At 65.0% G+C, this 11,951-nt stretch carries 14 protein-coding genes; 6 read left to right on the forward strand and 8 right to left on the reverse strand.

The genetic code is table 11. From position 1 onward, the window contains the following. The first annotated feature begins 158 nt into the window (after window positions 1–158). From P0Y64_09380 to P0Y64_09390, 3 genes are all read left to right on the forward strand, one after another. Window positions 159–596 carry a hypothetical protein gene (locus P0Y64_09380; protein ID WEK41650.1) on the forward strand — a complete coding sequence of 146 codons (438 nt, stop codon included), beginning with the start codon at window positions 159–161 and terminating at the stop codon, window positions 594–596. 1 nt (window position 597) lies between these two features. Further along, window positions 598–1,335, forward strand: coding sequence for a TorF family putative porin (locus P0Y64_09385; GenBank protein ID WEK41651.1), 738 nt, complete (start codon window positions 598–600; stop codon window positions 1,333–1,335). Between the two features lie 67 nt (window positions 1,336–1,402). Beyond that, entirely contained in the window at window positions 1,403–1,867 is a 465-nt protein-coding gene (locus tag P0Y64_09390; protein WEK41652.1) for a hypothetical protein, read from the forward strand. 224 nt (window positions 1,868–2,091) lie between these two features. Here P0Y64_09390 and glnA read toward each other — a convergent pair whose 3' ends face one another. From glnA to P0Y64_09405, 3 genes are all read right to left on the reverse strand, one after another. Continuing rightward, complete coding sequence (glnA, locus tag P0Y64_09395; protein WEK41653.1) at window positions 2,092–3,504, reverse strand: type I glutamate--ammonia ligase; 1,413 nt, start codon at window positions 3,502–3,504, stop codon at window positions 2,092–2,094. Window positions 3,505–3,578: 74 nt separating this feature from the next. Beyond that, complete coding sequence (locus P0Y64_09400) at window positions 3,579–3,917, reverse strand: P-II family nitrogen regulator (GenBank protein ID WEK41654.1); 339 nt, start codon at window positions 3,915–3,917, stop codon at window positions 3,579–3,581. Window positions 3,918–4,123: 206 nt separating this feature from the next. After that, entirely contained in the window at window positions 4,124–6,295 is a 2,172-nt protein-coding gene (locus P0Y64_09405) for a PQQ-dependent dehydrogenase, methanol/ethanol family (GenBank protein ID WEK41655.1), read from the reverse strand. Between the two features lie 158 nt (window positions 6,296–6,453). Here P0Y64_09405 and P0Y64_09410 point away from each other — a divergent pair, with 158 nt between their 5' ends. Continuing rightward, entirely contained in the window at window positions 6,454–7,194 is a 741-nt protein-coding gene (locus tag P0Y64_09410) for an LssY C-terminal domain-containing protein (protein ID WEK41656.1), read from the forward strand. Window positions 7,195–7,219: 25 nt separating this feature from the next. Here the strand turns inward: P0Y64_09410 and P0Y64_09415 are convergent, their stop codons facing one another. Beyond that, window positions 7,220–7,720 (reverse strand): GNAT family N-acetyltransferase, encoded by a 501-nt coding sequence (locus tag P0Y64_09415; protein WEK41657.1) that lies wholly within the window; start codon window positions 7,718–7,720, stop codon window positions 7,220–7,222. Window positions 7,721–7,742: 22 nt separating this feature from the next. Then, window positions 7,743–8,570 carry a type I methionyl aminopeptidase gene (gene map, locus P0Y64_09420; protein ID WEK41658.1) on the reverse strand — a complete coding sequence of 276 codons (828 nt, stop codon included), beginning with the start codon at window positions 8,568–8,570 and terminating at the stop codon, window positions 7,743–7,745. 54 nt (window positions 8,571–8,624) lie between these two features. On the opposite strand from map, the gene P0Y64_09425 reads away from it, so the two are divergent. After that, window positions 8,625–9,383, forward strand: coding sequence for a molybdopterin-binding protein (locus tag P0Y64_09425; GenBank protein ID WEK45020.1), 759 nt, complete (start codon window positions 8,625–8,627; stop codon window positions 9,381–9,383). A 10-nt stretch (window positions 9,384–9,393) separates the two neighbouring features. On the opposite strand, the gene P0Y64_09430 is transcribed toward P0Y64_09425, so the two are convergent. Beyond that, complete coding sequence (locus tag P0Y64_09430; GenBank protein WEK41659.1) at window positions 9,394–9,705, reverse strand: hypothetical protein; 312 nt, start codon at window positions 9,703–9,705, stop codon at window positions 9,394–9,396. Next, window positions 9,705–9,878, reverse strand: coding sequence for a hypothetical protein (locus P0Y64_09435; GenBank protein ID WEK41660.1), 174 nt, complete (start codon window positions 9,876–9,878; stop codon window positions 9,705–9,707). The genes P0Y64_09430 and P0Y64_09435 overlap by 1 nt, the downstream gene beginning before the upstream one ends. 91 nt (window positions 9,879–9,969) lie before the next feature. On the opposite strand from P0Y64_09435, the gene P0Y64_09440 reads away from it, so the two are divergent. Continuing rightward, window positions 9,970–10,593 carry a S24 family peptidase gene (locus P0Y64_09440; protein ID WEK41661.1) on the forward strand — a complete coding sequence of 208 codons (624 nt, stop codon included), beginning with the start codon at window positions 9,970–9,972 and terminating at the stop codon, window positions 10,591–10,593. 576 nt (window positions 10,594–11,169) lie between these two features. Here the strand turns inward: P0Y64_09440 and P0Y64_09445 are convergent. After that, window positions 11,170–11,946 (reverse strand): sulfite exporter TauE/SafE family protein, encoded by a 777-nt coding sequence (locus tag P0Y64_09445; GenBank protein WEK45021.1) that lies wholly within the window; start codon window positions 11,944–11,946, stop codon window positions 11,170–11,172. Between the last annotated feature and the right edge of the window lie 5 nt (window positions 11,947–11,951).

Raw genomic sequence — 11,951 nt, forward strand, 5'->3', positions numbered from 1 at the left:
GTCGACCGTGCCGCGCGGCGATGGCTTTGTCGACCTTCACGCGATCGATAAATCCTATGACCGGCCTGTGAGGAATTGTTGCGCGACCGCGCCTTCGGTTGAACGCCTCCCTTCGTGTCACCATCCCGACCCTGAATGAGCAGTACAGGAGACAGGAAATGACATTGTTGCTGGTGGCCGGGCTGTTGCTCGGTGGAAGCGGGGCGATCGAGCTGCATCGCGCGCGGGTCGATCATCGCGGCGATGCGATCGATGCGATCTATCACGGTACGGTCGAAATGGAGCAGCGGCAGATCGGCACGGCAAGCGCGCCGGGCCGGGCGACCACATTGCGTTGCGACTGGACCGCACGGATGGTCGTCCGGCGCGAGGCGCGGCATCCGGCCGGACACATGCTCGCGCGCGACATCGTGGTGGAGGCGCCGCCGCTCACCGGGCGTCACGCTGGCTGGTGCGACAGCGCGAGCCCGGCGATCAAGGGTGAGGCGGCACGATGGGCCGACCGGCTGCGCGCGCATATGATTGACGTGGCGGCGCGAGACCGCGAGATTCTGGTCGCTCAACTCAACGAAACCAACGACCACCCTGGGAATTGACATGCGCTACGCCGAAATCCTTGCCGCCACGCTTTTCGCCTGCGCCGCGCTGCCCGCCGCCGCGCAGGTGTCGGTGGACGGCTCGGTCGATGTCGCCACCGATGAGCGGCGGCGCGGCATCAGCTGGAGTGAGGGAAAGCTCGCGCCGTCCGCGTCGCTGTCGCTCCAGCTGCCGTCGGGCTTCGATATCGGCGCGCGCGTCACGGGCTTGCGCGATAGCCCGCGCGCCGGCGGGGCGGATGCGGTGATCGATGCGTCGGTCGGCTATGGCATGGATCTCGGCATGGGATTTCGCGGCGACGGTTTCGTGATGGCGCATCTCTTCACCGGTGCGCGCGGGAATATGGATTATGTCGAGGGCGGGGTGGGCTTGAGCTATCAGCTCGGGCCGGCGCAGATCGGGGCCGACGCGCGCTACGCCCCGTCGCAAAGCGCGATCGGTGGGGACAATCTCTACGTTTCGGCGCGTGCGCAGTTCGGGCTGCCGGCGACGCCCTACACCTTCAACGCCAGTATCGGCCATTCGTCGGGCTCGATCGACGATCCGCTGCGCGCGGCACGGCTGCGGCCCGGCGGGAATTACAGTGATTGGCTGGTCGGCGTGCGGCGCATCACCGGGCCGCTGACGCTCGGGCTGGATTATTCGGGCACCAATATCGATCGCACGATCGTTTCGCCTTATGCCGATGCGCGCAACAGCGGAGATCGGCTGACGGCGCGGGCCAGCTTCTCGTTCTGAAGAATCGCGCGGCGGGAACCCGGCATCGGCGCGATCGGTTGAATCGCATCGCATGAGGAGATTTTCGATGCGCATTCTTCCGTTGCTGATCGCCGGAGCAACGCTGGCCGTCGCCGTGCCGGTGGTCGCCCAGAACACGCAGGCGCCGGACCCGAACGCGCCGCATGCGCCGCTGCCCTATGATCGCGGGTACGATAAGGATAGCCCGCGGACGGAGGCGATCGATGCTGCCGGGCGGCCGGCCGTCGATGCCGCGAACCGTCAGGTGCTCGACCAGTCGAATACCCAGGCCGCCACGCAGGCGGATATGCAGCAGGCGGATTCGGCGCAATATGCGGCTGATATCCTGGCCTATCGCCAGGCGCGGCGCGCGCAGCACCGGCAGGTCGCGCGCGATGATGCGCGCTATGCTCGCCAGGAACGCGCCTACGCCGATGCGATGGCAGATTGGCGCAGGGAGGTCGATGCGTGCCACCACGGCAACAACGCCGCCTGCAGGGCACCCACGCCTGATCCGGCTAACTATCGGTAAAGCGGAGCGGGGGGGGGGGGGAGTCCCCGCACGCTTCACTGGCTCGCGTCATGTCGAGCCTGTCGCCCATTGCGCCGAGCGGTGAGTGCAACACTCAGGCGCGGCGGCAACGAGTTCGCGTGCCCCAAAACGCAAACGGCGCGGCAAAGCCGCGCCGTCGGTTGTCGCCACGCCGGCCGACAGTGGATGCCCACTGCGCGGACCGGCGCCGGCGCGGTCGCACCTTACCCGCTGTAATACATATCGTATTCGACCGGGCTCGGGGTCATTTCCCAGCGCGCCACTTCCTCGTGCTTCAGCTCGATATAGGAATCGATCTGATCCTTGGAGAAGACGTCGCCCTTGAGCAGGAACTCATAATCGGTGCTGAGCGAGTCAAGCGCCTCTCGGAGCGAAGCGCAAACGGTCGGCACCTGCGCCAGCTCGGCCGGCGGCAGATCATAGAGGTTCTTGTCCATCGCCTCGCCGGGGTGGATCTTGTTCTGGATGCCGTCCAGCCCGGCCATCAGCAGCGCGGCATAAGCGAGATACGGATTGGCCAGCGCGTCCGGGAAGCGCAGCTCGACGCGCTTCGCCTTGGCGCCCGCGCCGTAAGGGATGCGGCACGAAGCGGAGCGGTTGCGGCTCGAATAAGCCAGCAGCACCGGCGCCTCATAGCCCGGCACCAGCCGCTTGTAGCTGTTGGTCGACGGGTTGGTGAAGGCGTTCAGCGCCTTGGCGTGCTTGATCACGCCGCCGATGAAATACAGGCACATATCGCTAAGGCCGGCATAGCCGTTGCCGGCGAACAGCGGGTTGCTGCCCTGCCAGATCGAGAAGTGGGTGTGCATCCCCGAGCCGTTATCTTCCTTGATCGGCTTGGGCATGAATGTCGCGGACTTGCCATAAGCATGCGCGACCTGATGTACGACATACTTGTAGATCTGCATCCGATCCGCCGTGGTGGTCAGCGTGCCGTACATCAGGCCCAGCTCATGCTGCGCGGCGGCCACCTCATGGTGATGCTTGTCGCACGGCAGGCCCATTTCGATCATGGTCGAGACCATCTCGCCACGGATGTCGACGGCCGAATCGACCGGCGCGACCGGGAAATATCCGCCCTTGGCGCGCGGACGGTGGCCCAGATTGCCGCCTTCATATTCGCGGCCGGTGTTGCCCGGCAGCTCGATGTCGTCGATCTTGTAATAGCTCGACGAATAGCTGTTCTCGAAGCGCACGTCGTCGAACATGAAAAATTCGGCTTCCGGGCCGACATATACCGTGTCGCCGATGCCGAGCGTCTTCACATAGGCTTCGGCGCGCTTGGCGGTGGAGCGCGGATCGCGCGAGTAAAGCTCGCCGGTCGCCGGTTCCACGATGTCGCAGATCATGATCAGCATCGGCGTGGCCGAGAACGGATCGGTATAGACCGCGTCCAGATCGGGCTTCAGCGTCATGTCGGATTCGTTGATCGCCTTCCATCCGGCGATCGACGAGCCGTCGAACATCAGGCCGTCGGTCAGCTCATCCTCGCCCAGCACGCCGGCGCACATCGTCAGGTGCTGCCACTTGCCCTTGGGATCGGTGAAGCGGAGGTCGACCCATTCGATCTCCTCTTCTTTGATGCGCTTCAGAACGTCGCTGGCAGTAGTCGCCATGATAGAATGCCCTTCGTCAGTAAATATCGCCGGGCCTGCGGCACCGGCGGAGGTTCACAATATGATGCGGTGGATCAGATCGCGTCGTCGTCGCGCTCCCCGGTGCGGATGCGCAGTGCGGTTTCGACCGGGATGACGAAGATCTTTCCGTCGCCGATCCGCCCGGTCTGCGCGGCTTGCGCCACCGCCTCCACGACACGCTCGACGAGGCTGTCTTCGACGACGACCTCCAGCTTCACTTTCGGCAGGAAGTCGACGACATATTCGGCGCCGCGATAAAGTTCGGTATGGCCCTTTTGCCGGCCAAAGCCCTTCGCCTCGGTGACGGTAATGCCCGACACCCCCACTTCGTGGAGCGCCTCCTTCACCTCATCGAGTTTGAACGGCTTGATGATCGCTTCGATCTTCTTCACGCGAAAACGCCCACCCCAATTTTGAAAAGCCACACCGTGTGTGAACGGCATTGCATTGAACGTGCCAGTCGGGCGCGCGAAGGGCAAGGCGGCGACTCGTCACCGCGGAAGCAATAGTTACTGCCTAACTATTGGGCACACAGGCAGGAACTGCCATTTTCGGAGGCAGCGACGCGCAAAGAGGGGGAGCGCGCCGCTGCCTCCGATCACCTGGCGGGCGCGATGGGGGCCGCGCCGCCGGTGTTCAGATTTTTCTGCGCCCAATGCGCTTCGTCGATCACGTAGAGGCGGATGAGTTGCGCCTGATCGGGCGTCATCACCTTGGTGAAGCTGACCATGCCCTGATCCTTGAGCGCGCCATCGATCACGATCGACTTCCAGCTTTCCGCACTGCCCAGCGCGCCGGAGCGTTGCAGATTGGGCAGCACGCCGCCGCCGCCCGCCGAGGCGCCATGACACACCTGGCAATAACGGCCGAACAGCGCGCGGCCCTGCGCGACCTGTTCCGGGGTGCCGCTTGCCGCGGGGAGCGTTACCGCCGCGGTATCGGGCGGGGTGGTGGCGGGCAGAGCGACCTTGCCGTCGAGCTTGAATACGATCAGTCGCGGGTGATTAGGCACATCCGCGGCCTTGCCGATCGCATAGCCGATCGACAGCGGCAGCGCGCCGCCGCGCCCGGCAAGCACCGCGACATATTGCGTGCCCCCGACCATATATGTCGCGGCCCCCGCCATGATCCCGGTGCCGACCGGATAGGCGAGCAATTGCTTGCCCGTATCGGCGGCATAAGCGCGGAATTCGCCAAGAGCCGTGCCTTGGAAGACCAGGTTGCCGGCAGTGGTCATCGTGCCGCCATTCCACGGCGTCGGATATTTCACCGTCCAGCGCGGCTTGTTCGCGACCGGATCCCACGCGACCAGCAGCCCGGTCGCGCCCGCCGTCGCCGCCTTGATCGTCGCGGGGTCGCGCGGATACATCAAGGCGCCGAGATTCTCGCCGACGTTGAACCCGATCGGTTTTGCCTGATCGAGCGGGTCACTGCTCGCCATATAGCCCGCACCGACGATCTGCGCCGGGATATAGGCCAGCCCCGCCGTGGGGTTGAAGCTCATCGGCTGCCAGTTGTGCGCGGCGATGGCGGACGGCACGGCGAGGAACGGCTTGCCCGTCTTGTAATAGCGCGCCGCCGGATTCTCGATCGGCCGCCCCGTCTTCATATCATAGCCCGTCGCCCAATTGACGCCGGGGATGAACTGGCTGGCGTTGATCAGCTTACCGTTCGTGCGATCGATGACGTAGAAAAAGCCGTTCTTCGGCGCCTGCATCAGCACCTTGCGCTGCTGGCCACCGATATTGAGGGTCGCGAGGTTGATCGGCTGGGTCGCCGTGAAATCCCAGCTTTCCGCGGGCGTTTCCTGATAATGCCACAGATATTCGCCGGTTTCCGGCTTCAGCGCGACGATCGAGGAGAGGAACAGATTGTCGCCCTGGCCTTCTGATCTGAGGCCGTGATTCCATGGGGAGCCGTTGCCGACGCCGAGATAGAGCTGATCCAGCTCCGCGTCATAGACGATCGAATCCCACACCGTGCCGCCGCCGCCGGATTGCTTCCACTGGCCGTTGGCGGACCAGGTCGGCGCGGCCTTTGCCATCGCCGCGTCGGATGCCTCATTGTCCTTCGCGCCGGTCGGGTTGGGGACGGTGTAGAAACGCCACTTCTTCGCGCCGGTCGCCGCATCATAAGCGGTAACATAGCCGCGCACGCCGAACTCCGCGCCGCCATTGCCGATCAGCACCATATCCTTCACCACGCGCGGCGCGCCGGTGATCGTATAGGGCTTGGCCTTGTCGGTCGTCTGGACCGACCAATCTTCCTTGCCGGTCGCGGCGTCCAGCGCGACGAGCCTGCCGTCGAGCGTGCCGAGATAGAGCCGCCCCTTCCACGCCGCCACGCCGCGATTCACCACGTCGCAGCATGCCTGCACGCCCTTTTGCGGATCGACCTTGGGGTCATAGGTCCACAGCGGTTTGCCGGTCACCGCGTCATAGGCATAAACCTTCGACCACGGGCCGGTGACGAACAATTTGCCGTCGATCACGATCGGCGTGGCTTCCTGCCCGCGTGCGTCCGGCATGTCGGCGAACCACGCGACGCCGAGCTTGCCGACGTTATCCGCGTTGATCTGGGTGAGGGGGGAGAAGCGCTGTTCCGAGTAATTGAACCCGGTCATCGCCCAGTCGCTGCCGTCGCCGCCGGTGGTGAGCAACTGGCCGTCGACCTTGCCGACCCCCGATGCGTCGCTTTTGGCTGGCTGGTTATTGCCGCTGCACGATGCGAGCAGCGCTGCGATCGTCACCAGCGCTAAACCGTTCCGCATAAGCCTCTCCCCCGCCCCATGGTTTTATTGGAGTCGTTGGCGGCGATGGTGACGCAGGACGAACGCGATGGGAAGGGGGATTAAGTCGATACGTTTAATCGTCGCGCATTTCGCGCAAACTCATTGCCGGCGCAGGAAAACCGAGTCAGCTTCCGCGGATGGACCACGCTCCGCCCGATCCCACCAGGCCACCGCGCCGCAAACGCCGTCTGCGCCGCTGGCATTGGGCTACGATCGCCGCCTTCATGCTGCTCGGGCTGCCGGCGTTATGGATCGGGCTCGCTTATGGCGGGCTGCCGCGCCTGTGGAGCCATCACGAACATAAACTGATCGGCCAGCGCGATCAGATCGTCTCTTATACCGCGCAGGACATTCCCGGCGATCCGATCAACCTGCGTTTGCAGGGGGAGCGCGGCGCGATCGAATGCGCGTTCCGCCGCGCCGGCTGGTCGCTGGCCGATCCGGTCGATCTGCGCTCCGGCCTCGGCATCGCGGGGAGCGTGCTGTTCGGTCGCCCCTATCCGCAGGCCCCGGTCAGCCCGCTCTATGTCGCAGACGCGCAGCAGGAGTTCGCCTTCCAGCGCGACGAGGGAAAAAGCGCCGACAAGCGCCACCATATCCGCTTCTGGCGCGTCGGCCCGAACGACTGGATGGCGGCGGCGACATTCGATCGCGGCGTGGGGCTGAGCCTGTTCACGCTACAGATCACCCACCACATCGGCCCCAAGGTGGACGACGAACGCGACGCCGCCGGCGCGCTGCTACGGACGAACGGCGCGCAGCTCGCCGACGCGATGCCGTCGCGCATCACCCCCGGCTGGCACCGCAACGGCGGCGGGGACAAATATTTCACCGACGGGATGATCCACGTCTATCGGCTGGGTGGGGGAGGATGCTGAGCGGATCGCCTTCTGCCCGCCAAGGTCACATTTCGTAATAAGCGTTCTCAACCCCGGCGATGTCGCGATAGTCCACGAACGACATCCCGATCCGCTCAAGGATATGGCGCGAGGCGGTGTTGTGCGTCAGCGCGAAACCGACCAGCCGATCATTCGATCGATTGGTGACGGCCCATGTGGTGACTGCCCGCGCGGCCTCGATCCCGTAACCGCAGTTCCAGAATTCTGGTTTGAACGCATAACCGATTTCAAGAGTTTGCGGACCCCAGGGAGACCATCCCGCCCTGCCGATGAAGGTTCCGTCCAGCAGGGATACCTTCCATTTCGTCAGGCCGAGAAGGCGCTGCTCGCCAATATAGCCGTCAAGGCGCGCGCGGATGCCGGCCTTCGTCCACTTTTCAGGGCTGGGGCCGTAACTGGTTTGTACACGGGGATCGCTGTGGAGATCGAATAGATCGTCGAAATCGTCGGCGGCCCAGGTCTCGAACTTCAGGCGCGGAGAGGTCGATATGGTAATCCGTCCCATCGATCCTCCCCGATAGCGCGCCTCAGGCGTAAGGCGGCCGATCCAGCCCCGCCGGCGACAGCGTGAAGATCTCGCACCCGTCCTCTGTGATGCCGATCGAATGCTCGAACTGCGCCGAGAGCGAGCGATCGCGCGTCACCGCCGTCCAGCCGTCGTCGAGCAGCTTCACGTCCGGGCGGCCGATGTTGATCATCGGCTCGATCGTGAAGATCATGCCAGGGCGCAGCTCCGGCCCGGTGCCGGGGCGGCCGACATGGATCACTTCCGGTGCATCGTGGAACAGGCGGCCGAGCCCGTGGCCGCAGAAATCGCGCACCACGCCGTAACGATGCCCCTCGGCGAACCGCTGGATCGCATGGGCGACATCGCCCAGATGATTGCCGGGTTTCGCCTGCTCGATCCCGAGCATCAGGCATTCATAGGTTACGTCGACCAGCCGTTTTGCCTTCAGCGGCACATCCCCGATCAGGTACATGCGGCTGGAATCGCCGTGCCAGCCGTCCAGGATCGGGGTGACGTCGACATTGACGATATCGCCCGATTTCAGCGCCTTGTCACCGGGGATGCCGTGGCACACGACATGGTTGATCGAGATGCACGAGCTGTGCGTATAGCCGCGATAGCCAAGCGTCGCGGGCACGCCGCTTTTGCTCAGGATGAAATCGTGGATCATCCGGTCGATCTCGCCGGTGGTGACGCCGGGCACCATGTGCGGCACGATCATGTCGAGCGTTTCGGCGGCGAGGCGGCCGGCCTTGTGCATGCCGTCGAACGCATCGCGTCCGTGCAGCTTGATCGCGCCATCGCGCCCGAGCGGCGCATCGCTGGTTACGGTAACGTATTCGGTCATGCCCCCGGATATAGCGTGACGAACACGGATTGGCGAGGCTATGACCCGAAACACATGGTTGAGGAACGTATCTGGACCGCCGCGCTCGTCGTCATCGGCGACGAGATTCTTTCCGGTCGCACGCAGGACAAGAATGTCGCGCAGATCGCGCTGTGGCTCAACGTACAGGGTATCCGGCTGGCCGAGGTGCGCGTCGTCGCCGATCGCGAGGAAGCGATCGGCGAGGCGGTGAACACGCTGCGCGCGCGCAACGATTATCTCTTCACCACCGGCGGGATCGGCCCGACGCATGACGACATCACGGTCGATGCGATCGCCGCCGCGCTTGGCGTGAACGTGGTCCACCATCCCAAGGCAGTAGCGGTGCTGGAGCGATATTACGCCACCCGCGGCGGCGCGACCGAAGCGCGGCTGCGCATGGCGCGCGTGCCCGAGGGCGCCGACCTGATCGAAAATCGCATGTCCGGCGCGCCGGGCATCCGCATCGGCAATGTGTTCATCATGGCCGGCGTGCCGCACATCACCGCCGGAATGCTCGACGCGCTGACCGGCACGCTGGAGGGCGGTCGCCCGGTGGTGAGCGGCACGCTCGGCTGCTGGGTGGCGGAGAGCGAGGTCGCCGATCTGCTCGGCCGTATGGAGCGCGCCCACGCGGGCGTGGCGATCGGCAGCTATCCCTTTTTCCGTGAAGGGCGAACGGGCGCCAATTTCGTCGTCCGCTCGCCGGACGAGGAACAGGTCGATCGCTGCGTCGCCGATCTCGCCGCTGCGCTTGCCGACGCCGGGCATCCCACCGTCGCCGGCGGGATCTAGCGCGCCTCCGTCACCCGTTCGCGACTGTCAGCGCCTCCAGCCGGAACCGCGTGCGCGCGGCGTCGCGCTCGATTCCCGCGATCGCGATATCGGCGACGATATGTCCCGCCACCGGCAATTCCGCCTCCGCCAGTTCAGCCAGCCAGCGATCGAGCATCGGGCAGGTCGCTGCCTCCGCCATGATCTCGTGCCGCATGCCCGAGAAGGTGGCGCTATGCCATTCGGTCCCGCGGCTTTCGGCGATCGCGATCGCCGTGCCCGCTGCCTGCGCGGCGATCGTCAGCCGGCGTTCGAGCAATGCGGCCACCCCCGGTCCGCGCATCAGTCCGTTCCCGTGATGAATGCGTCGATCCGCGCGGATACCTGCGGCCCCGGCACCCGCCCCAGCCTGATGTCGCCCACCAGTCGCGGATCGTTCACGGCGCGACGGCCGAACGTGGTCGGTGGCATGCCGGTTCGGCGAAGGTAGCGATCGATCTTGGTCAGCAGCGTCATGTCGGTTCGACTCCCGATTCCTGTTGTTCCTCATTTGTTCCTGCAAAAAATCCAACTTGTCCAGGAAATTTCCTGCGAGTAGAACAAGGCCATGTCCGAAAATCCCCGCGACGTGCTGATGCAGCTGGCGGAAGCGCGCGGCACGAGCCTCGCCGCGCTCTCCGTGATGCTTGGGCGCAATGTCGCCTATCTTCAGCAATATGTCGGGCGTGGTTCACCCAAGCGGCTCGCGGAGGAGGATCGGCGAATCCTCGCGGCATTCTTCGGTGTGGAAGAAAGGTTGCTGGGCGGTTCGGTGGCGGGAGAGGCGCTGGTGGAAGTGCCGTGGCTGGCGGTCGAGGCAGCGGCCGGGGCGGGCGCGGACGTGGTGAGCGAGCGCCGCCTGCGCGTCGAGCGCTTCGCACCGGAAACGCTGGCTACGGCGGGAATAGCGCCGCGCACAGCCTCGATCATCATGGCGCGCGGCGATTCGATGATGCCCACGATCCTCGACGGTGATCGATTGGTGGTCGATGGTGGTGACCGCCGCATGAGCCGCGCCGCCGCGATCTTCGTCTTGCGCCGCGACGACGACCTGCTCGTAAAGCGCGTCGCGCGATCAGGCGACGTGTTGACGATCGCCAGCGACAACCCCGCCTATGCGACGCTTATGGTGCCGGGCGTAGAGGTGGATGTGATCGGGCGCGTGAAGTTGCTGCTGCGCGGGGTGAGGTAGTGCGGCTTGCGCCCCAATAGCGGACATAGCAGCGCCGGGCTAAGATCGGCGTATATGACACCCCTCGAAGCCTTTAGCCCCTTTGCCGCGTCGCTGATCGGCTTGCCCGTAAGTCACGTCTGGCGTGGCTATGGGTCTGCCATATTCATCGAGTGTGGCGAACTGCGACCTGTAGCCAATCGAGATGGTTCGACGGGCCATCCCGAAGGTGAAGTATCGTTAGGTGTCGAGTGGAGTTGGCGCATCGAGGATGCGACGGCGATTCGATGCGGTAGCTGGAGCAAAGAGGACCTATGGGAGTCGGCTCTCGACGCCTTACGCGGCGCCCGGATCGCGCGGTGCGAGCTATTTGGCGCCTTGCCTGAAGTGACGATCACGACGGACAGTGGAATCCGGTTCTTGTCTTTCTCGACCACAGATGGGCAGCCGCAATGGCACTTGGTGGATCGGCGCCATAGTGCGGCGCGATGGTTCACCGTTCGAGAGGGTCAGCTGCACCTCGGTGACGGGAGTGAGCCTGCCGCTTAAACGTCGGCTACCCACCCAAGCCCAGCCCCTCCCGCGCATCCCCCGCATTCAGAACAGCAGCTTCGCGCCCACCAGTGCGAGAGTCACCGCCAAAATCGGGACCAGCACACGATCCGGAACGCGCGTCGCGACCAGGCTGCCGATGACGATCCCCGGCACCGAGCCCGCCAGCAACGACACCAGCAGCGAGAGATCGACCGCACCCAGCGAGAGATGCCCAAGCCCTGCGATCAGCGTCAGCGGCACGGCATGCGCGATATCCGAACCGACCAGCCGTTTCACTTCCAGCCGCGGATAGAGCACCAGCAGCGCAGTCATCCCGAGCGCGCCCGCGCCGACCGAAGTGAGCGAGACGAGCACGCCGAGCACGCCGCCCAGAAGGACGGTCAGCCACGCGATCCGGCTTTCGTTCACCTTGACGAAGTGGGGGGCGAGCCGCTCGACGATCCGCCTGCGAAACAGGATCGCCACCGCCGTCAGCAACAGCGCGGCGCCAAGAATGGTGGTGAGCAGATGCCCCGCATCGCCGGAGCGGTGCATGACATAATCGATCACGAACAATGTCGCGATCGTGGCCGGCAGGCTGCCCGTCGCGAGCCGGCGCACTACGCGCCAGTCGACCGTGCCGCGCCAGCCGTGAACGAACGTGCCGACTGTCTTGGTGGCGGATGCGTAAAGCAGATCCGTCCCCACCGCCGTCACGGGGTGGAAGCCGAAGACGAGCACCAGCAGCGGTGTCATCAGCGATCCGCCGCCGACACCGGTCAGCCCGACAAGCAGGCCGACCAGCACGCCGGCCAGCGAATACAATGGGTTATAGACGATCGACA

It is taken from the genome of Candidatus Sphingomonas colombiensis, assembly GCA_029202845.1.
In the GTDB taxonomy this organism is placed as follows: Bacteria; Pseudomonadota; Alphaproteobacteria; order Sphingomonadales; family Sphingomonadaceae; genus Sphingomonas; species Sphingomonas colombiensis.